This is a genomic window from Nocardia violaceofusca NBRC 14427, assembly GCF_963869435.1.
GTDB classification, from domain to species: domain Bacteria; phylum Actinomycetota; class Actinomycetes; order Mycobacteriales; family Mycobacteriaceae; genus Nocardia; species Nocardia aobensis.
Genome location: NZ_CAWMPM010000028.1, coordinates 18518 through 38442 on the forward strand (window position 1 = coordinate 18518; position 19925 = coordinate 38442).

General features: G+C 68.7%; 20 protein-coding genes. 5 read left to right on the plus strand and 15 right to left on the minus strand.

Translation table 11 applies throughout. The annotated features are described in order from the left end of the window. Positions 1 to 9 precede the first annotated feature (9 nt). Both AC5592_RS22915 and AC5592_RS22920 read right to left on the minus strand, forming a co-directional pair. Entirely contained in the window at positions 10 to 1509 is a 1500-nt protein-coding gene (locus AC5592_RS22915) for an aldehyde dehydrogenase family protein (RefSeq protein WP_063065399.1), read from the minus strand. After that, positions 1506 to 3137: a GMC family oxidoreductase gene (locus AC5592_RS22920; protein WP_063065400.1), complete on the minus strand. Its 1632-nt coding sequence runs from the start codon at positions 3135 to 3137 to the stop codon at positions 1506 to 1508. The genes AC5592_RS22915 and AC5592_RS22920 overlap by 4 nt, the downstream gene beginning before the upstream one ends. A gap of 541 nt (positions 3138 to 3678) precedes the next feature. Here AC5592_RS22920 and AC5592_RS22925 point away from each other — a divergent pair. Then, entirely contained in the window at positions 3679 to 4590 is a 912-nt protein-coding gene (locus AC5592_RS22925; protein WP_063065401.1) for an SMP-30/gluconolactonase/LRE family protein, read from the plus strand. Positions 4591 to 4675: 85 nt separating this feature from the next. Here the strand turns inward: AC5592_RS22925 and AC5592_RS22930 are convergent, their stop codons facing one another. After that, positions 4676 to 5239 carry a TetR/AcrR family transcriptional regulator gene (locus AC5592_RS22930; protein ID WP_063065402.1) on the minus strand — a complete coding sequence of 188 codons (564 nt, stop codon included), beginning with the start codon at positions 5237 to 5239 and terminating at the stop codon, positions 4676 to 4678. A gap of 85 nt (positions 5240 to 5324) precedes the next feature. Between AC5592_RS22930 and AC5592_RS22935 the strand changes: the two genes are divergently transcribed. Further along, a complete protein-coding gene (locus AC5592_RS22935; protein ID WP_198163916.1) occupies positions 5325 to 6839 on the plus strand; it encodes a phthiocerol/phthiodiolone dimycocerosyl transferase family protein in 1515 nt (504 codons plus the stop codon). Here AC5592_RS22935 and AC5592_RS22940 read toward each other — a convergent pair. Further along, positions 6817 to 7869, minus strand: a complete 1053-nt coding sequence (locus AC5592_RS22940) for an NAD(P)-dependent alcohol dehydrogenase (protein WP_063065404.1) — start codon at positions 7867 to 7869, stop codon at positions 6817 to 6819. The genes AC5592_RS22935 and AC5592_RS22940 overlap by 23 nt on opposite strands. Positions 7870 to 7889: 20 nt before the next feature. Here AC5592_RS22940 and AC5592_RS22945 point away from each other — a divergent pair, with 20 nt between their 5' ends. Further along, entirely contained in the window at positions 7890 to 8708 is an 819-nt protein-coding gene (locus tag AC5592_RS22945) for a ZIP family metal transporter (protein WP_232329506.1), read from the plus strand. Between the two features lie 82 nt (positions 8709 to 8790). Next, entirely contained in the window at positions 8791 to 9903 is a 1113-nt protein-coding gene (locus AC5592_RS22950) for a S1C family serine protease (protein ID WP_063065405.1), read from the plus strand. On the opposite strand, the gene AC5592_RS22955 is transcribed toward AC5592_RS22950, so the two are convergent. The 8 genes from AC5592_RS22955 to AC5592_RS22990 all read right to left on the minus strand — a co-directional run bounded on the left by AC5592_RS22955 (position 9904) and on the right by AC5592_RS22990 (position 15170). Then, positions 9904 to 10470, minus strand: a complete 567-nt coding sequence (locus AC5592_RS22955) for a vitamin K epoxide reductase family protein (RefSeq protein WP_051025213.1) — start codon at positions 10468 to 10470, stop codon at positions 9904 to 9906. Next, the gene (locus tag AC5592_RS22960) at positions 10467 to 11252 is read right to left on the minus strand and encodes a DsbA family protein (protein WP_232329507.1); all 786 of its coding nucleotides are present in this window, start codon (positions 11250 to 11252) and stop codon (positions 10467 to 10469) included. Before AC5592_RS22960 ends, AC5592_RS22955 begins: the two co-directional genes overlap by 4 nt. A 214-nt stretch (positions 11253 to 11466) precedes the next feature. Continuing rightward, positions 11467 to 12315, minus strand: a complete 849-nt coding sequence (locus AC5592_RS22965; RefSeq protein ID WP_063065406.1) for a polyphosphate kinase 2 family protein — start codon at positions 12313 to 12315, stop codon at positions 11467 to 11469. A 54-nt stretch (positions 12316 to 12369) separates the two neighbouring features. Beyond that, a complete protein-coding gene (locus tag AC5592_RS22970; protein ID WP_063065407.1) occupies positions 12370 to 13095 on the minus strand; it encodes an ESX secretion-associated protein EspG in 726 nt (241 codons plus the stop codon). Next, a complete protein-coding gene (locus tag AC5592_RS22975; RefSeq protein ID WP_063065408.1) occupies positions 13095 to 13667 on the minus strand; it encodes a hypothetical protein in 573 nt (190 codons plus the stop codon). The genes AC5592_RS22970 and AC5592_RS22975 overlap by 1 nt, the downstream gene beginning before the upstream one ends. A gap of 1 nt (position 13668) precedes the next feature. Further along, positions 13669 to 14058: a hypothetical protein gene (locus AC5592_RS22980; RefSeq protein ID WP_036506110.1), complete on the minus strand. Its 390-nt coding sequence runs from the start codon at positions 14056 to 14058 to the stop codon at positions 13669 to 13671. A 156-nt stretch (positions 14059 to 14214) separates the two neighbouring features. Next, on the minus strand, positions 14215 to 14850 hold the full coding sequence (locus AC5592_RS22985) for a class I SAM-dependent methyltransferase (protein ID WP_063065409.1): 636 nt from the start codon (positions 14848 to 14850) through the stop codon (positions 14215 to 14217). Then, on the minus strand, positions 14847 to 15170 hold the full coding sequence (locus tag AC5592_RS22990; protein WP_063065432.1) for a DUF4873 domain-containing protein: 324 nt from the start codon (positions 15168 to 15170) through the stop codon (positions 14847 to 14849). Before AC5592_RS22990 ends, AC5592_RS22985 begins: the two co-directional genes overlap by 4 nt. 160 nt (positions 15171 to 15330) lie before the next feature. On the opposite strand from AC5592_RS22990, the gene AC5592_RS22995 reads away from it, so the two are divergent. Continuing rightward, positions 15331 to 16257, plus strand: a complete 927-nt coding sequence (locus AC5592_RS22995; protein ID WP_063065433.1) for an AurF N-oxygenase family protein — start codon at positions 15331 to 15333, stop codon at positions 16255 to 16257. Between the two features lie 45 nt (positions 16258 to 16302). On the opposite strand, the gene AC5592_RS23000 is transcribed toward AC5592_RS22995, so the two are convergent. The 3 genes from AC5592_RS23000 to AC5592_RS23010 all read right to left on the minus strand — a co-directional run bounded on the left by AC5592_RS23000 (position 16303) and on the right by AC5592_RS23010 (position 19835). Beyond that, positions 16303 to 17550 carry a saccharopine dehydrogenase family protein gene (locus AC5592_RS23000; RefSeq protein WP_036506106.1) on the minus strand — a complete coding sequence of 416 codons (1248 nt, stop codon included), beginning with the start codon at positions 17548 to 17550 and terminating at the stop codon, positions 16303 to 16305. 20 nt (positions 17551 to 17570) lie between these two features. Then, positions 17571 to 19013 (minus strand): ABC1 kinase family protein, encoded by a 1443-nt coding sequence (locus tag AC5592_RS23005; RefSeq protein ID WP_063065410.1) that lies wholly within the window; start codon positions 19011 to 19013, stop codon positions 17571 to 17573. Between the two features lie 99 nt (positions 19014 to 19112). Beyond that, positions 19113 to 19835, minus strand: a complete 723-nt coding sequence (locus tag AC5592_RS23010; RefSeq protein ID WP_063002172.1) for a TetR/AcrR family transcriptional regulator — start codon at positions 19833 to 19835, stop codon at positions 19113 to 19115. Positions 19836 to 19925 lie beyond the last annotated feature (90 nt).

Genomic DNA, 19925 nt, shown 5'->3' on the forward strand with positions numbered 1-19925 from the left:
CTGTGTGAATCAGTGCCGGCCGAACAGCAGCGCCATCAGAGTGGCCATGGTGTCGTCGGCCTTCTGTGTGCGATCGAAGGTCGTCAGGGCGAGCAGCGAGGGGAAGCGCTGCCGCGCGACGGCGTGGGCGTAGGTGAATTCACGCAAGCCGTCGGGTCCGTGGATGCGGCCGAAGCCCGAGTCGCCGACACCGCCGAACGGCAGCGACGGAATCTGCGGGAAGGTGAAAACCGCGTTGACGCTGACCATCCCGGTGCGCAGCCGGTCGGCCAGTTCCCGCCCGCGTGCCTTCGAGAACACGGCCGCGGACAGCCCGTAGCGGCTGTCGTTGGCGCGGGCGATCGCGGTATCCATATCGGGCACCTTCGCGACGGTGAGGGTGGGCCCGAAGGTTTCCTCGGTGACGGCCGGGGCGTCCTCGGGCACGTCGACCAGTACGGTCGGCTGCACCACCTGCCCGACGATGGAGTCGGCGCCGCCGGTCAGCGCCCGTCCGCCCCGCGCGACGGCGTCCTCGATGTGGCGGCGGATCACGTCGAGCTGCTTCGGCATCGTGACGGGGCCGATCTTGGCGCCCGGATCATTGCCCGCGCGTTGCTGTTTCGCCTTCGTCACCAGGGTGTCGACGAAGCTGTCGTAGACGCGCTCGTGCACATAGACCCGTTCGGTGCCGATACAGGACTGGCCGGCATTGGCCATTCCGGCCCACAGCGCGGCGTCGGCCGCGGCGTCCAGATCGGCGTCGGCGTCGACGAGCAGCACATCCTTGCCACCGCATTCGGCGACCAGCGGCGTGAGGCTCTCGGCGCAGGCGGCCATCACCTTCTTGGCCGTCGCGGTGGAGCCGGTGAAGGCGATCTTGTCGACACCCGAGCGGCACAGCGCGGCACCGGTCGGCCCCTCGCCCGTGATCAGTTGCAGCACCGGCTGTTCCGGGACGACCTCGGCGAACATGTCGACCAGCCAGCGCCCGACACCGGGGGAGTATTCGCTGGGTTTGAACACCACGGCGTTACCCGCCGCCAGCGCGTACACGATCGAACCCAGCGGCGTGAACACCGGATAGTTCCAGGGGCCGATCACGCCGATGACGCCGAGCGGCTTGTACTCCACCGATGCCGCCTGGTTGATCGTGAGCAGTCCCACCCGGGCGCTCTTGCGGCCCAACACCTTCGGAGCGTTGCGGCCCGCCCACTTCAGATGGTCGAGACTCAGCGCCACCTCGAGCGCGGCATCGGAATACGGCTTACCGGTCTCGTCGTGCATCACCGCGGCCAGCTGCCGAATCCGCCGGGCCAGCAGTCCGGCGAATCCGGCCAGGCGCCGGGCCCGTTCGGCGTAGTCGAGGCCGGACCACCAGTCGAATGCCGTGCGGGCCCGGGCCACCGCCGCCTCGACATCGGCCTCGGTGTGGATCGGGTAGGTGCCCACCACCTCGCCGGTGCCGGGATCGTGCACGTCGAAGGTGGCGTGCGTGTCGAGCTCACGGATCTCGTTCACTGTCGTCATCGGGTGGCCTCCTTCGTCGCGGTGCCGGTGGTGGCCGACGGGGTGCGGCCGCGGATCAGGTCGGCCGCCTTCTCGCCGATCATGACGGTCGGCGCGTTGGTATTGCCGCGGACGATGCGGGGCATGACCGAGGCGTCGACCACGCGCAGTCCGCTCACGCCGTGGACGCGCAGTTCGGGGTCGACCACCGCGGTCTCGCCGGTGCCCATGGCGCACGTGCCGACGGGGTGGAACAGCGTCTGCGTCCAGCGGGCGATATGGGCCCGCCAGCCGTCCTCGTCGATCCGGTTGGCGTCTTCGGGCAGGTAGGAGCGGTCGAGGTGGGCAGCCAATGGCTGCTGCCGCGCGATCTCGAGCAGTTGCCGGCAGCCGGCGAGCAGGGCATCCGCATCGCGCGGGTCGGAGAAGTAGGCCGGATCTATCTCCGGCTTCCACAGCGGATCGGCCGACCGCAACCGCAACCGGCCGCGGCTGTGCACGTCGACCAGCGTCGGCCCGGCGGTGAACATCGGAGCGATGTTCTCGTGAAAACCGTTGTCGTAGAACGCCGTCGGCGCGACGTGGTACTGGATGTCGGGACCCTCGAGGCCCTCGCGGGTGCGCACGAATCCGCCGCCTTCGCCGACATTGGAGGTCAGCGGCCCACGACCGAGGGCCTGCCACTGCGCGAGCCGGAACGGGGTCTCGAAATCGGCGAGATCGGAGACGCCGCGGGTGCGCCACAGAATCGGGGTCACCGGGTGGTCGTGCAGGTTCTCGCCGACGCCGGGCAGGTCCACCACCACATCGATGCCCAGGTCACGCAGATGCGCCGCGGGCCCGATACCGGAAAGCATCAGCAACTGCGGCGAATTGACCGCACCGCCGGACAGCAGCACCTCGGCCTCGGCGTGCACCGTGTGCTCGCTGCCGTGGCGGCGATAGGTGACGCCGACCGCGCGGGTGCCGTCGAGTACCAGCGCGGTGGCGTGTGCCTCGGTCCGCACCGTCAGATTCGGCCGGTCCAGCGCCGGGCGCAGATAGCCGTCGGCGGTGGACCAGCGGCGGCCGTTGCGATGGGTGACCTGGTAGCGGCCCACACCCTCCTGCGTCGCGCCGTTGAAGTCGTCGGTGCGGGGCAGGCCCGCGGCCGCGGCGGCGGCGATCCAGGCATCGGTCAGCTCATGGGTGAAGCGGCGGTTCTCGACGTGCAGCGGGCCGTCGGTGCCGTGATAGGGCGAACGCAGGCCGGTGTTGGTCTCCGACCGCACGAAATAGGGCAGAACGTCCTCGTAGCTCCAGCCGACCGCGCCGAAGTCGCGCCGCCAGCCGTCGTAGTCGGCGCGATTGCCGCGGATGAAGATCATCGCGTTCATCGACGAGCAGCCGCCCAGCGCCTTCATCCGCGGCCAGTACGCGCGCTGGCCGCCGAGATGTTTCTGCGGCGTGGTCTCGTATCGCCAATCCCATTGGGTGCGAATCAATTTCCCCCACGCCGCCGGAATCTTGATCTCGTCGGCACGGTCGTCGGGACCGGCCTCCAGCAGCAGGACCGAGACCTGGGAATCCTCGGTGAGGCGATGGGCGAGGACGCAGCCCGCGCTCCCCGCTCCGATGATGATGTAGTCGAACGATTCACGGTCGGGCACGCGAGGACCTCCAGCACGGTTGCCGAACACCGACACGGATCCGGCCGGGCCGACCTGCGGTGACAGCCGTAGAGACCGTCCGGACCGGTTCCAGGGTCGACCTTACGCTGTGCGGGGCGGTCGGGAGCGGAGTTCGGTGCCGGCGAATCGGGGCGGGAGCCGGCGGGGTCGCGCGGGGCGCGGACGGTGGGTCGTAGCGCGTCGGAATATCAAGGTACACAGTCGCTTACAAGCCACGCGACGTATATGAGCCGGACTGCGGTCGACCGCGGCCTGCACCACCGTGTTGCGGCGGGCGGCTGTGCGGGTGTGGTCGGTGCGCCCGAGCCCGGGCGTCTCCGGACCGCGGCACGTAGGATTCTGCCGGACCCGCCGACCGGTCCGGGTGGCGTCGACGCCCGGGTGCGAAGGCGGTCGCACGGGTACGCAGGCGAGCGGCAGGAGGGCCGTGATGGGTGGTTCGTTCCCGTGGGCTGCACACTGCGGCCGGCGACGGATCTCTCGGCTCGGCCGGGCCGGTGCGAACCGCGTCGGACACGTCGTGGGTGTGGGTGTCCTCGCGACAGTGTGGGTGAGCGCCGCGGCCGTGCTTCCGGCCACGCTCGCCCCGGTGCACGCCGAGGCGCCCGGCTGTCGGGCCGCATCGGTGGAGCAGGTGCTGCCCGCCTCGGCTCCGCTGCTGGATTTCGCGGAGAACCTCGGCTACGACGCCCGAGGCGACCTCTGGGTTTCGCGGGTCTTCCGAAATGTGGTGCAGCGCTACGATTCCGCGGGTCATGTCACCGCGGAGGTGCCGGTGGACGCGCCCGGCGCCATCCGGCTCGGGCCCGACGGTGCGTTGTACGTCGTCTTCGGCGACTCGTCGGCCGGACTGCTGCCCGGCGCGCACATCTCCGGTGTGGTGCGATTCGATCCCGGCGCCGACCATCCGGCGCCGCAGGTCTACGTCTCCGGTCTCGGTATGGCCAACGGCGCGACCTTCGACGGGGCGGGCAATCTGTATGTCGCCGATACCGCGCACGGCGTGGTGAAGGTGCGGCCCGGCGGCTCCGTCGACGCGGACTGGACCGCACGCGCGGCCGCCGCCGGTGTGAACGGCATTGTGTCACAGGGTGATTCGCTCTACGCGACCCTCTATCAGAGCCTCGACGGCCGCATCGTCCGCATCCCCATCGACGCTCCGCAGGCGCGGACGACCGTCGCCTCGGTAACCGTCGACGCTCTCCCGCTGACCGCCCTGCCCGATGATCTCACCGTGGGCCCGGACGGCATGCTGTACGTCGCGACCACGACCGCTCGCGTGGTCCGCGTCGACCCGGCCACCGGCGGGGTCTGCACGGTCGCCGACCTGGGCGTGCCGGCCACCTCGGTCTCGAGAATCCCCACCGACGACCGTGCGCTGCTGGTCACCACGGGAACGGGGAGTGTGTTTCGCGTGGTCCTCGGCGCGTGAGGTTCGTCGGTGCCGGTGCGCCGACGACCGTGTGCCGGCCCGCGTGACCGGCGCGATTCGCCGACGGCCGCGTCCTTTCCGGCGGCTACAGCATCGGGGCGAGGATCCGCAGACCGGCGACGAGCTGCTCGGCCGAGGGGGCGGACTTCGGGTCCAGCAACCACTGGACGAGCAGGCCGTCGAGTAGCGTCCAGAGCAGCACGCCGATGGGACCGCCGTCGTCGTCCTCGATATCTCTGGTGGGCAACAACATTCGAGTCAGTGCCGCTTTTCCCTCGCGCTGTCTGGCCGCGATGTCGGCCTTGACCTCACCGGAATGCAATGCCTGGGCGAGACTTTCGATATTGGCCGCCCACAGCGCCCGCTGGTCGGTGAAGGTGGCGATGAGACGCCTCAGGAAAGTGAGCAGTCGCTCGGCCGGATGCGGTTCGCTGCTCTCGGCGAGCGCGTCGAGGATCTGCTGCACGGCCTCGGCGGACGATTCGATCATGGCCTGGGTGAGCAGGGCGTCGCGGGTGCCGAAGTGGTAGTTGATCGCGGCGAGGTTGCTCCCCGAGGCGGCGACGATATCGCGCACGGTGGTCCGGGCGTAGCCGCGTTCGGCCAGGCAGTGTTTGGCGGCTGAGAGCAGATCCTCGCGTGTTCCCACGTCGGCAGGGTAGCAAGTGCTCGCTGACGCATGTTTCAAACAAATGTTTGTGACAACTGTTTGAAACGGTTGTATGGTTCTCGGTATGGTCACGCAACGTCCGATATCGCCCTTCGAATCGGGTTACTTCCAGGAACACGCCACCTTCGGTTCCGTACCGGTCGGCGGAATGGCGCTGTTCATCGGATCGACCGTCGAGGGGGAATTCGACACCGAACTGCTACGCACGACGCTCGCCGAACTGGCCGCCGGACATCCGCTGCTCAGCTGCGGCCGAGTCGACGACGGCGACATGCTCGTGCTCCGCCACGTCGAGGGCTACCGTCCCCCGGTCACCGAAAGCCCCGGCGGCGAGATCGAATACGTCGACTTCGTCAATCAGCCGCAACCGTGGGACGACGGCTTGTTCTTCGCGCGGGTGTTCCGCGAGGACGGCCGGACCCGCATCGTGCTCGTCATCCACCACGGAATCACCGACGGCCGTTCGGCTTTCGCGCTGCTGGACGAGATGTGGCGGCGCTATACCGCCCACCGCCGTGGCGCGCCGCTGCCGGTGCGCGCGAATCACGAACTGCCGCAAGCGGTCGACGAGCACCTCACCGCCGTCGTCTCCGAAGCGGAGGTCGCCGAACTGCTCGCGGCGATGCGCACGATCATCGGTGAGCCGCCCGCGCGCCTGCCGCGCGACGGCACGGCCGGATCGGGACGCGGACTGTTCGTCGCCGAGCGGATCGAACTGGAACCGGAGGTGACCGCCGCCTTCGCCGCGGCGGCGCGCGCGGCCGGAATCGGGGTGAACGCCCTGCTGAGCGGGTGTGCGCTGGCCGCGGTGCGAGCCGAACTGAGCGGCGTCGGCGCACTACCGATGGTCTGCGGCTATGCCGCCGATATGCGGGCGGCCCTGGACCCGTGGCTGCCCGACGAGACGGTGCTCAACTGCGCCTCCGGCTGGGGCACGCTCCTGGCGGTGGCCGAATCCGCCGATCCGTTCGACCTGGGGAAGGTGGTGCACGCCGATGTCCGCGCGGCGCTCGAGCGTCGCGACCCCGCACGGGTGGCGTTGGCGGGCAGATACATTCGCGACGAGGCCACCGCCCGGATGCTCGCGGAACAGCCCAGTATCGCGCTGTCGAACATCGGCCGGGTGCCGGACCACATCGTCCCCGAAGGGGTCCGGCTGGTGCGCGACAACCTGCTCGCCATGGGGCCCGGGATGCCGCCCAAGCTGACCGCCTTCACCCTGGGCGAGCGGCTGACGGTGCAGGTCGAATACGACACCAACGATCACAGCCGGGCGCAGATGGGCCGGGTGCGCCGCAATCTCACGGAGTTGCTGCACCGCACCGCCGCAGGCGCGGCAGCGTCATCGGCCGGAAGCGCGGCAGCGTCATCGGCCGCAGGCGCGGCAGCGTCATCGGCCGCAGGCGCGGCAGCATCACCGGTCGGCGGCACGGCAGCGTCATCCGGCGACAGCGGGGCGCGATCCGCCGCCGGCTCGCTGCCGCCGACCGGCGACGGCACGGTTTCGCCGTCCGGTGACGACGCCGAGCGCGCGGACGCCGGCGTCGCCTCGAAATTCACATGGTGGCGGCGTCGATGACGAACCGGTACCGTACGTCGCTGGCGACCACGCGCTCATAGGCCTCGTCGATGCGATCGGCGGAGATGACCTCGATCTCCGCACCGATGCCGTGTTCGGCGCAGAAGTTCAGCATCTCCTGGGTTTGCGGGATGCCGCCGATATTCGAACCGGCCAGCGACCGGCGGTTGCCGGTGAGAGTGAACGGCCGCACCGCGAGCGGCTGATCGGGCAGGCCGAGAATCACCATGGTGCCGTCGAGGTTCAGCAGGCGCATATAGGTGTCGATCGGCAGATCGGCCGAGACCGTGTTGATGATCAGGTCGAATCGGTTGCGCAGATCACGGAAGATCTGGCGGTCGGTGGTGGCGTAGTAGTGGTGCGCGCCGAACCGCCGGCCGTCGTCCTCCTTGTTCAGCGAATGGCTCAGCACCGTCACCTCGGCGCCCATCGCGGCGGCGATCTTCACCCCGACATGGCCCAGGCCACCCATGCCGATGATGGCCACCTGCTTGCCGGGACCGGCGTTCCAGTGCCGCAGCGGCGAATACAGCGTGATCCCCGCGCACAGCAGCGGCGCGGCCTCGTCGAGTCCGATGCCCTCCGGAATGCCCACCACGAAGCCGTCGGTCACCACCACCTGAGTCGAGTACCCGCCCAGGGTGTAGCCGCCGGCCTGGATCTCCTCCGGGACGGTGCCGTTGTAGGTCATGGTGGCGCCGCGCACGCAGTACTGCTGCTCACCGGCCAGGCAGGGCTCGCACTGTCCGCACGAATCGACCATGCAGCCCACCCCGACCCGGTCGCCGACCGCGAACTCGGTCACCTCCGGACCGACCGCGGCGACCAGGCCGGCGATCTCGTGACCCGGGACGCAGGGGTACCTGGTGCCGTGCCACTCGTTGCGCGCGGTGTGGATGTCGGAGTGGCAGATGCCGGCGTACTTGATATCGATCAGCACGTCGTGCGGGCCGAGTGCGCGGCGTTCGATGGTGGTCTTGGTGAACCGCCCGTCGGGCGCGGACACGGAATACGCGGCAGCTGTGGTCATGCGTTCATGCCTACCCCCGCATGGTTGCCTATGCAAACTATCCCCACCAGGCGACCCGCCGGTCGGATGTGCTCGGCGGGCTCGCGCCGATATCGGATGCTGATTCGGTGGCGATCCTGCTGGCCCTGCTCTCGATGTGTTCGACGCTGGCAGGCGGGTTGGTGGCCGCGCGTATCGGCGAGCGCAAGCGGCTGATCCTCGGGCTGGCCGCCGGAATCATGCTCGGTGTGGTCGCCTTCGACCTGATTCCCGATGCGCTGGCCGAATCCGGTCAGCTCGTCGCGGGGGTGCCCGGGGTACTCGTGGCGGCGGTGATCGGCTTCTTCACCATTCACATCATCGAACGCGAGATGGCGATCCACGTCGGTCACGAACAGGATTTCGGCCGCCACACCCACGACTTTCCCCAGGTCGGCCTGGTCGCCACCGGAGGGTTGATCTTCCACAGCATGCTCGACGGCCTGAGCATCGGCGTCGGGTTCCAGACCGGGACGGCCCTGGGCGTCTCGGTCGCGATCGCGGTGATCTCGCACGATTTCGCCGACGGATTCAACGCCTTCACCATTCCCACGCTGTACGGCAACGCACGGCGGCGGGCGCTGACCCTGCTGGTCCTGGACGCGCTGGCGCCGGTGGCGGGTGCGGTCATCGGCACGGTGATCCGGGTGCCCGCCGACGTCGCGGGCCTGTATCTGGGATATTTCGCCGGATTCCTGCTGTATCTGGCAACGAGTGACATTCTGCCGGAAGCACATTCGGGCCGGCCGTCGCGGGCCGTGCTGTTCTGCACGATCGCGGGCGCCGCGCTGATGTTCGCGGTGGCGGCATTGCAGGAGTGATACCGGGCGCCCCGCCGATTTGGTACACATAAAAGCACAAACTCCGCCAGCCCACCCCGGGCATGCAGAATCGGGAGCGGCGATGGACGAGCAGCATTCGGGCCGGCAATCGCGTCCGGCTCGCGGCGGGTGGCTGTCGACGGTCGTCTTCGTGCTCGTCATGGCCCTGGTCGGCGCGGCGTTTCTGGGCTACCGCGGCGATCTGCCGCGCTGGGCGGTACCCGCCGGCCACTCCACCTCGGCGCTGTTCGGCCCGCCCGTGCCGCCGATGGACCCCGCGGCGGTGGCCTCGGCGGTCGAACCCGAACTGGTGAACATCAACGTGTCGATCCGGCCCAGCGGGATGGGCGCGGCCGGTTCGGGCATCGTGCTCAGTCCCGGCGGGGAGATCCTGACCAGCCACCATGTGGTGAAGGGGGCGGAGACCATCACCGTCGGCGATCTCGGCAACGGCGGGCACTATCCGGCGACGGTGCTCGGCTACGACTCCGACGCCGATATCGCCCTGCTGTCACTGACCGGCGCGACGGCGCTGGCGGTGGCCCGCATCGGCAGCTCCGCCGGGGTCCGGGTCGGTGATCAGGCGCTGGCGATCGGCAATGCGGGCGGAACCGGTTCCCCGACCGCGACACCGGGCACGGTCACGGCGCTGGATGCCTCGATCGTCGCGCGCGATGCCGCCGATCTGTCGCGCAAGGCGTTGATCGGCATGATCGAGGTGGCCGCGCCGGTGGTTTCCGGGCAGTCCGGTGGCGCCCTGGTCGACCGGTCCGGGGCGGTGATCGGCGTGGTGACCGCCGCCTCGGGAGAACTGTCCCGCTCCGAGGGCCGGGCCAGCGGATACGCGGTGCCGATCGATCGGGCGTTGAGCGTGGTGCGCCAGATCCGCACCGGCATTCCCACCGATACCGTCCACGTCGGCCCGACCGCGACTCTCGGTGTGCTGACCTCCGATGCCAAACCCACCGGCGCCCGGGTGGACGTGGCGATCTACGGGCTGCCGGCCTTCGCGGCCGGGATGAATTCCGGCGAGGTGATCGTCGCGGTCGACGACACTCCGGTCACCTCGGCGCGGAGCCTCAAGGCCGCACTCAATGTGCGCCGGCCGGACGAGGTGATCCGGCTGGATCTGGTCGAGCCGGACGGCACTCACCGCGCGCTCGCGGTGACGCTGGCCGCCGGCCCGCCCAACTGATCAGAACAGCGAGAGCCAGTAGTCCTGGAAGCGCAGGAAGACCAGCAGCAGCACGATCGCGTAGTAGACCACCACGATCGTCCACCGCCACTGCGCGATGATGCCCATGATCCCGCGGGCCCCGCCCCACAGTTGATCGGTGACCACCGCCAGGCAGATCGGCGTGATCGTCCACACCACCATGCAGTACGGGCACAGTGCGCCGATGCGGTAGAGGCTCTGGAAGATCAGCCAGAAGACGAAGCCCATTCCGGCGATCAGCCCGATCCACAGCCCGCCCCAGAACCAGCGCGGCAGGGCGACACCGGCGACCGCGAGCACCGCGATGGTGACCGCCACCGAGAATCCCGTCACGCCGATGATCGGATTCGGGAATCCGAACACCGACGCCTGATGGGTCGCCATCACCGAACCGCAGGACAGGATCGGGTTGATGCTGCACGACGGCCGATAGGACGGATCCTTCAGCAGTTTGAAATCTTCGATCGTCAGTGTCACCGCGGCCAGCCAGCCCAGCAGAGTGCCGAGCAGGAGCAGCCACGCGGGGCGGGGCCGGGCGGTGATCACTTGGCCGCGGCCTCGATCACCGGGCGCAGACCGTCGGGCTGCATCAGCTGCTGCGAGCTGGTGATCTGCTTACCGTCGACGTACACCGTCGGCGTGGACTTGATGCCGCTGTTGAGCACGTCCTTGGTGGTCTTCTGCACGTACTTGTCGTACTTGTCCGACGTGATGCACTCGGCCACGGCCGGATCGGTGTATCCGGCGGCCTGGGCGATCTGCACCAGCTTCTCGTCGGGCAGGCCGGTGCCGCCCTCCGGAGGCTGCTGCTCGTACATGGTGGTCAGCCACGGCAGGAATTTGGTGGGGTCGGAGCCGGCCACGCAGTAGGCGGCGTTGGCCGCGCGCGAGGAGTAGCGGGTGCCGCCCGAGGACTGGTCCAGGAAGGCGATGATGTTGTAGCGAACGCTGGCCGTGCCGGCGTTCACCGCGTCCTCGATGGCCTTGGCGTTGGCGCTCTCGAACATCTTGCAGGCCGGGCACTGCAGGTCGGCGATGACGCGGATGTCGACCTTGGCGCCGGGCTTGCCGATCTTGATCTCGCCCTTGTCGGTGATCGATCCGGTGACCGCGTCGGGTGCGGCCGGCTGCGCGGCGACCGAGGGCACCGGCCCGGTGTCGTTCTTGTTGGACTGTTTGACGGCGATACTGATGCCGATGGCCGCGATGAGCGCGATCAGCACGGCCGCGACACCCACCTGAATCAGGATCGTGCGCGTGCGATCTCCGCCTCGCATCGCCGTCAGCGAGTTCTTCCCACGCGGATTCTTGCTCACCTCGGAGTTCACCACGCCTTTCCTGTGTTACGTGTATGTGTGCGACCTCGTGCGGCCGGGCGCCGCCTGCGATCGTACGGGCCGTCCTCCGCGCCGTCGCGGTGCCGCATGATCAGCGGGCCGCCGCGCCGGGCACACTCGGCACCACATGATTCCCGCTCAACCTGAGAGATCCCCGAGATTCCGATCGAAATCTTCCCGGCGGTGACCGGTGTCTCCATGCGGATCAGCTCGCCGCGAGCCGCGCCTTCTCGGTCTCGATGTCGAAGTGCGGCGCGGGCCAGGTCAGCTTCAGGCCGCTCAGTGCGTCGATGAGCAATTCGGTGATCGCCAGGCGGGCGAACCATTTCCGGTCGGCCGGGACGACGTACCACGGCGCGTGCTCGGTATCGGTGCGGTCCAGCACGTCCTGATATGCCTGCTGATATTCGGGCCAGAGGGCGCGGTCGTCGATATCGCTCGGGTCGTACTTCCAGTATTTGTCCGAGCGTTCCAGCCGCTCGCCGAGCCGGCGTTTCTGTTCGTCCAGCGAGACGAACATCGCGACCTTGACGATCGTCGTGCCGGCCTCGCTGATCTCCCGTTCGAATTCGTTGATCTCGTCGTAGCGCGGCTCCCACACCTCGCGCGACACCAGATTCTGCACCCGCACCACGAGGACGTCCTCGTAATGCGACCGGTCGAAGACGCCGATCTGCCCACCGGCCGGCAGCCGGTTGCGGATTCGCCACAGATAGTGGTGCCGGCGTTCCTCGTCGGTGGGAACGCCGAAGGCGGCATGCCGCACGCCCTGCGGGTCGACCATGCCGATCACGTGGCGCACCACGCCGCCCTTCCCGGCGGTGTCCATACCCTGCAGGATGAGCAGCAGGTTGCGATGGTCACCGGAGCGGCCGTTCGCGAACAGCATCTCCTGCAGATCCGACAGCACCTCGCCGCGTGCGGACAGCAATTTCTCGCCGCGTTTCTTGTCGCCGGTGAATCCGGGAGTAGCGGAGGGATCGTAGGAATCGAGCCGGACCCCGGCTGCTCGCAACGCGGTGGTGGCAGGTTCGGTCCACGGAGATTTCGCCATAACCGTCGAGTATGGTCGGCGGCCCCGACAGCCGGGCGGTGATCGGGTCGCGAGTCAGCCGATTCCGGCCAGTCTCGTCAACTGCGCGGCGAATTCGGCGTCGTCGACCGGGGTCAGCACCAGCTCGGCGGCCGTGGTGAGCAGATAGCGGCCGTCGCCGGTGACGTCGAGCCAGGTGCGATGCCGCGTCGGCGGCGACATCGGATTGTCCGGTGCGACGGTGACGGTGATGAATCCGCGCGCGTCGACCGGCGCGCGCAGGGTGCGGCGGAAACGGGCGGCGCCGGGGTCCTGCGGCGTGCCGATATCGCCGCCGGGCCGGGCGTCGGTCCCGGTGTCGAGTACCGCCTGCTGCGGCTCGCGCATCGGCCCGCATCTGCCCGCCGGCGCCGAGCCGATCGCGGCCACCAGCCGTTCGCCCAGCCCGCGCGCATGGCAGACGGCGACCGTGACGGCATCGGGCCGCGCGATCAGCAATCCCGCGTGCCGGTGGACGACGGCGGCGAAGGCGAGGATCAGTTCCGGCTCGTCCGGCGGTGTGGAGCGCCGGCCGGAGACGGTGATCGTGGTGGCGTCCGGCCGGGTGCACAGCAGCAGTGCGGCGGTGAGATCCGGATCGGTGTTGCGCGCGTAGCGGGTGCGCAAACCCAGTGCGGCATATTCGGTTTCGGTGCGCACGGTGGATTCCGGGATCATGTTCACCGGATACGGGCGGCGGTCGAGATCGGTTTCGGTGGCCCACACGTGGGCGAACTCGTCCGGCGTCAGCACCCACTTCACTACGGGTGACCCCCACCCGAATCCGGCCGGGGTGCGGGAACGAAGCGCGGCACCCGATCGCCGGAGGCGGCCAGGGTGGTGTTGTAGCGGAAGGTCATGATGTCGCGGGCGTCGGCCAGGGCCGCGGCGGCGGCGATGTCGTGTGTCATCCGGCGGGCGCCGCCGTGCACCACTTCGGCGACCGGGTCGGGCAGCGGGACATAGTTCGACGGTGCCGGTAGCGCGTCTCGAATGGATTGCGCCGCTTCGGCATCGGCCTCCAGCAGGTGTCGCAGCCGGGTGCAGACCTCGGCGGCGGCGGCGCCCCTTTCGATGAAGGCCGCCGTCGCGGGCTCGGCCGCCGCGCGCGCGTGCCCGGACCAGCGCTCGAATTCGGCGTGGGTGGTGTCGGCGAAGGTCCGGAACGCCGCGGCGACGGCGTCCGCCTGCCGTTGCCAGGCCGCCGCCGCCTCGCCCAGCGCGGCCGGGTCCAGTGCCTCGTGCACCAGCTCCCAGAGTTGCCGGTGGCTGTAGGAGCCGTAGACCTCCCGATCCGCGACGAAGGGCGGATCGAAGCGCGACGCGTCGGCCACGTCAGGCTCCCGGCTCGGGCCGGATCAGCGCCAGCGCCGCGCGGTTGGCGGCCTCGGCCTCGTCGAAATGTTTTCCCGCGGCCAGATAGGCGGCCTTGAACAGCAGCGCCGTCTGCTGGAACGAGAGGACGGTGTCGAGGTATTCGCCGCTCTTGCGGGAGAATCCGCGCGCCAGGGCCCGGCCGGACGCGAGTTCGCCGAAGCCGCGCACCGCGGCCGGGACCGCGCCACCGCTGCGGGCGGCGGCGTGGAGATCCTCGACGAGCCGGTCGCAGGCCGCCGCGAGATTGCGGGCGGTGTCCTCGGCGATCTCGAACACCTCGGCTCCGGAACCTGTTGCCGCGGCGTACAACTCGCGCGCCAGATGCTGACCGGTCTCCGGAATCGGCACCGTGATGATCCCCTTCCGCCCCGAGAGTTTCCCTCGGCGAGCTTACCGGAGCGGCCGGTGCCCGGCGCGCGGCGACGCATTGTGAATACGCACCCATCGATGAGCGGTATAGCTGTGTAAATCACTGTGGCGCCACATATTTCAAGGCACCGGCTGTCAGGCGGCGTAGGCCGCCCGGGCGCTGACGTACTGCAGCAGTCCGTGCACTTCCTGTTCGATATCCACCAATCCGTATTCGGCGAACAGCTTCGGGAAGGTGTCGAGGTCGAATACGCGCAGCCCGCCCGCGCCACCGACCGCGCTCGACACCCGACCCACCCAGCCCTGCGGGCGATGGCTGGTGCTGATCGCGATGCGGCCGCCGGGCGCGAGCACCCGGATCATCTCGGCGGCAGCGGCCAGCGGATCCGGGATCAGATACAACGCACCGAAACAGCAGACCGCGTCGAAGCTGTTGTCGGGGAACGGAAGCCGGCGTGCGTCGCCGCGGACGTAGCCGGCTCGCGGTCCGGAGTTGTCGGCCACGGCCTGCCGCAGCATCGGCACCGAGAAATCGATGCCCACCGCATAGCCGTCGCCGATGTGTTCACTCAGATAGTGGGTGAAATTGCCCGGCCCGCAGGCGATGTCGAGCACCCGGTCGCCCGCGCCGAGGCGCAGGGCGCGCACCGCTTCACGGCGATCGGCGTGCATGGTCCGCCCGGTGGCCAGCAGGAAACTGGTCGGCCGCCACGCCCGCTCGTAGAGCAGGGCGAAGACCGGGTTGTTCATGGTGCGGCGTGCGAGATTCACCGGGTCATCCTCGCGTCGAGGTCGTCCACTGTCGAGATCCGATACGGCGGTGCGCTGTGTCCGAGCAGCCGCAGTCGACCCCAGAAGTCGCGATCACCCAGGATCGCGGCCGCGGTGCCTTCCGGGGTCCGCAACTCGACGCGATGTTTGCGGTTGCCGGCCGCCGCATCCAGCGCGGGATCCGGATCGATCCGTCCGTACCAGCGGTAGATGCCGTCGATCGGCTGGCAGTGGCCGCGCAGCCGCACCCGGACGGCGAATTCCCGATCGCCGAGCACGACGACGGCCGGCCCCTGGTAATCCGGTTCGGGTTGCCGCATGATCACCTTCCTGAGCTGCGCGAGAGCGCCCTGCCCGCACTATAGCCGTGACAATGAGTAATAGGTAATATCGAGTGTGCCACCGCTCACATCGGTCGGCAAATGCGCCGACGTGAGCACAATGCGCGGGCCGCGGTCGGGCGGCAGGACGGTGAAGCCGATGGCACAGCACATCGAGAATTTCGCGGGGGACGGTTCCGACGGGCGTGAGCGCGTGGCCCAGCGGCTGCTTCGCTCGTCGGCGGAACATTTCTACGACGCCGATATCGATATCGACTGGGAGCAGCCCTGGCAGCCGGACAAGGCCTGGCTGCCCGAACACCGGATCTCCCTCTACGGCACCCCGCTGTGGGATCGCCTCAGCCCCGAGCAGCGCATCGAACTCGGCAAACACGAGCTGGTGAGCCTGCTGTCGTTCGGGATCGTCGCCGAGGGACTGCTCAGCAAGTATCTGCTGCGCATCGTCGCGCGCGATCCGACCTCGCAGCACGCGATGTACGCGCTCACCGAACTGAGTGAGGAGGCGCGCCACTCGATCATGTTCGCGCGGCTCATCGACAAGACCGGAATACCGCCGTATCGGCCGGTCGCGCTGAACCGGATGCAGTTGCGCGTCGCCGAACACTTCCCGATCGGCCCGGTCGTCTACGCCGGCACGCTGCTGATCGAGGAGATTCTCGATCGCGGCCAGCGAGAAGCCATGGTGGACAGCGGAATTCAGCCGCATGTGCGGCAGTTGATGCGTATCCACGTACTGGAGGAGGCGCGGCACATCGGCTTCGCTCGCGATGCGCTGGCTCGCGGGATGGCCCGGCGTTCGCGGTGGCAGCGGCTGCCGCATCAACTCCTGCTGGCCTACTTCGCGCTGGTGCTGTATCCGATGCTCGTCAATCCGCAGGTCTATCGCGCGGTGGGCATCGACCCCCGGCGTGGATTCGCCGCGGCCTTCACCGGCCCGCAGTACCGGCGGACGATGAGCTTCCTGTCCGAGCCGATGCTGCGCTATTTCGACGAGGTCGGCATGCTCGACGGTGCGGCGGTGCACACGCTGTGGCGGCTGACCCGTTCACTGCCCGACGACCTGTGACCGAAGGACCTGTGAACGGGCCTGCGCCGCAAGCGAATCCGTCGTTCAGGCCCGCTCGACCTCGATGGTCAGCCCGGCCCGCCGCAGGCGATCGGTGAGCGGATCGCCCATGGCGGAGGCAGGGGTGAGGATGCCCGCCAGCTCCGGCAGTTCGTCGAAGGCCAGGCACAGTCCGGCCTCGCCGAGCATTACCGAAGTGGCCTGATAGCCCGGATCGCCCTGCCCGGCGAAGGTGCAGACGTACCGCGCGCCGGAGGTGGTGTCGGCGAAGGTCTTCATGGTGAACCAGCCGCTGCGGCGGGCGTCCTCGCCGGGGCCGGTCCCCGGCTTCGGCAGGATCCGATCCAGCAGCCGGCGCCCCGCCGACACGCGCGAGAGCAGCGCACCGGCGGTCAAGCCGGCGACGATGCCGCCGGCCAGGCCGGCGGCGACCAGAGGCGCCGCCGGTGAGCTCCCGGCGCTCATCACCTCGCGGTAGCGGAAGTTCTTGCCGTACACCCAGCCCAGCAGGCCGTTGCTGCGCCGCACCACCTTGGTGTTGTGCGCGGCCATCACGAAGGTGGCGACCCAGCCGTCGAGGCTGGGGTCGATGGCCGAGGCCCGCGAGAGAGCCTGGTCGGACTGCCGGCCAACATCGGGTTCCATCGACTTGTCCGGGCTCAGCGAATACGGGTGCGACAGCACCGAACCCTTGGCCGGATCGGTGGCGATGGCCTCCATCATCGCCCGCCCGGAATCGATGGTGCCGCCGCTGGCGCCGCCCTTGAGCCAGGCCACCAGCGTGGTGTCGGTGAGTTCACCGGTGTTGTCCTCGACGGACCGCCGGAAGAGCCGATACACGCTCAGATCCGACGGAATCGAGTCGTACCCACAGGAATTCACGATCTTCGCGCCGGTTTCGGCGGCCCGCTCACCGAACCGATCGATACATTCGCGGATGAACAGCGGCTCGCCGGTCAGATCCGCGTAGTGGGTGCCGGCGTTCGCACAGGCCTGGGCCAGTGGCAGTCCGTAGCGCAGGTACGGGCCGACGGTGGTGACCACGACCTTGGTCCGCGCCGCCAGCGCGTCCAGCGCCGCCTGATCGGAGGAATCGGCGACCAGCAGCGGCCAGATCGCCGCGGCGCCGCCGAGTTCGTCGCGCACCGCGGTGAGCTTCTCCGGCGAGCGGCCCGCGAGGGCGATGCGCGCGTTCTCGGGCGCGGCCTCGGCCAGATACTGCGCGGTCAGCCGGCCGACGAACCCCGTCGCGCCGAACAGTACGAGGTCGAATTCCCTGTCGGTCATGCACATCCCATTCTCGTGGTGGCCGATTACTTTGTGCTGGTTCGTTTTCCGCCGGCGGCCTTGCGTGGCGCCGAGCGCTTCGCCGGTTTGCGCGGCAGGCCGCGCCGGGCCAGCCAGGCGTGATGCTGCTTACCGAGTTCGGTCACCGGATCGTCGCCGTAGAGCCACTCGCGGGCGATGCGATGCCAGTTCGCGGTCGCCTCCAACTGGCCGAGTACCCCGAACGTCAGGAAATCCGCACGCCGCGAGAACAGATGCTCCGGCGGCAGATTCTGCTGTTTCATCCCGGCGTATTCACTCGCGCGCGGATCGACCGCCAGCACGAAGGCGCCGCTGGCCAATTCGGGGGTGATGGTCAGATCCTGGTCGATCAGCGCCCACTCACATGCCGCGAGCACGTACTCCAGGCAGTCCTCGGGGGTGATCTCCTCCGGCGAATCGATGATGCCGTGGTCGATCATCAACTGGCGCAGATCTTCCGCGCGTTCCTCGGCCGCCGCGCGAATACAGGTGGCCTCGAAGCGGACGTGTTCGGGGTCCATCCGGTTGAACAGCCCGAAATCCAGGAAGGCGACCCGGCCGTCCTCGCCGAGCAGCAGATTGCCCGGATGCGGGTCACCGCAGAACTCGTGGAAGGTGAACAGCGAGCCCACGTAGAAGCGGTAGATGATCTCGCCGACCCGGTCGCGTTCGGCCTCGGGCAAGCGGCGGATCTCCTCGAAACCGCGACCGGGAAAATACTCGCTGACCAGCACGTGCGTACTCGACAGTTCGGGCATGGTGGCCGGTACCACGATGAACGGATGGTCGGCGAACAGTTCCGCGACCTCGCGCTGGGTATGCGCTTCGGCCACGTAGTCCAGCTCGCTCTCGAGATTCAAGCGCAGTTCGTCGAGGACCGCCGGCGTCACCCACGGCATCGCCGACTGCAGGACGCGGCGGAACATCGCGAGGTTCTTCAGGTCGGCGCGCACGGCGGTATCGATGCCCGGATACTGCACCTTCACCGCGACCGCGCGCCCGTCGTGCAGCCGCGCCCGATAGACCTGGCCGATCGAGGCCGCCGCGATCGGTTCGGCGTCGAATTCGGCGAACAACTCCTCGAGGGTGCGGCCGAAATCCTTCTCGATGACGCCGCGCATGGTCTCGAAGGAAACCTTCGGCGCGCTGTCGCGCAGGACGGCGAGCCGGCGCTGGAATCGCTCGCGATGTTCCGGCGGAACCAGATCCAGATCCAGCACCGAGAGCATCTGGCCGAGCTTCATGGCCACGCCCTTCATGGTGCCCAGCACCATGACCATCTGCTCGGTGGCGCGGATCATCGATTCCTCGGCCATCCGCTCGCGCACCGCTTCGGAGCGTCCGCGCATGGAACGGCGGGTCTTCTGCGCACGTAAGACGTTGCCGGCGACGGCCACACCCAGTTTCGTCCCCCGCGCCAGCCGCGACGTCGGCAGCTCTTTCGCCATTGATGACCTCCGTTGATGCCCCGCCTGGCCGGTCTTCAGCGTAACCAAGCGTGAGCCGTCGGCCCAGAGACGGCGAGCACGGATTCCTTCGCGGGCGAATCAGCCCAGGTCGGCCTCGGGAAGTTCGTGCGGCACGGCGTTGAACTTCTCCGGCGAACCACCCGCGCGGACCATGCCCTCGATGGCACTCCACACCATCATCGCCAGATGGTCGAGCATGCGATCGGCCGACATCGAGCGATTGCTGATCCACCAGTCGGTGGCCAGCTGCACACCGCCGACGATGACGTAGGAATACAGCAGCACACCCTCGGTGTCGACGCCGCGATCGAAGGCCTTGGTCTGCACCACGACCGACACCACGTCGGCGAACAGCTTCTCGAAATCGGCGAGGCTGGACTTGTCGGTGGTCGAGCCGTTGCCCATGATGAAGCGGTAGACGTCGATATCGGCCTCGACGGTATGCACATAGGCCGCCAGAGTGTTGCGGACGAGCTGGTATTCGTCGGCGTCGTCGCTGATCGCCTCGTAGATCCGCGGCATCAGCGTGGTCTCGATGAACCGCTCCATGGTGGCGCGGGTCAGATCGGACTTGTCCGAGAAGTAGCGGTACAGGACGGTTTTGGATACGCCGATCTCCGCGGCGATCTCGTCCATTCCGACATCGCCGCCGCGATTGCGGATAGCGGCGAGGGTGCCGTCGACGAGTTCTTCTCGGCGGTCGATCTTGTGCTGGTGCCAGCGCCGCTTGCGACCGTCCACCCGGCCGGGGCGCACCGCAGGGGTGTCGACGGCAGCGCTCGCGGCACGATGTGTGGTCATGCTCGAGGGGACTCCTGGATCCGGGGATATGGGCACCACCAGCTTAAGTCCTTCGCCGAGGTGATGTTCCCGGTTCGCCGAGCGGGCCCG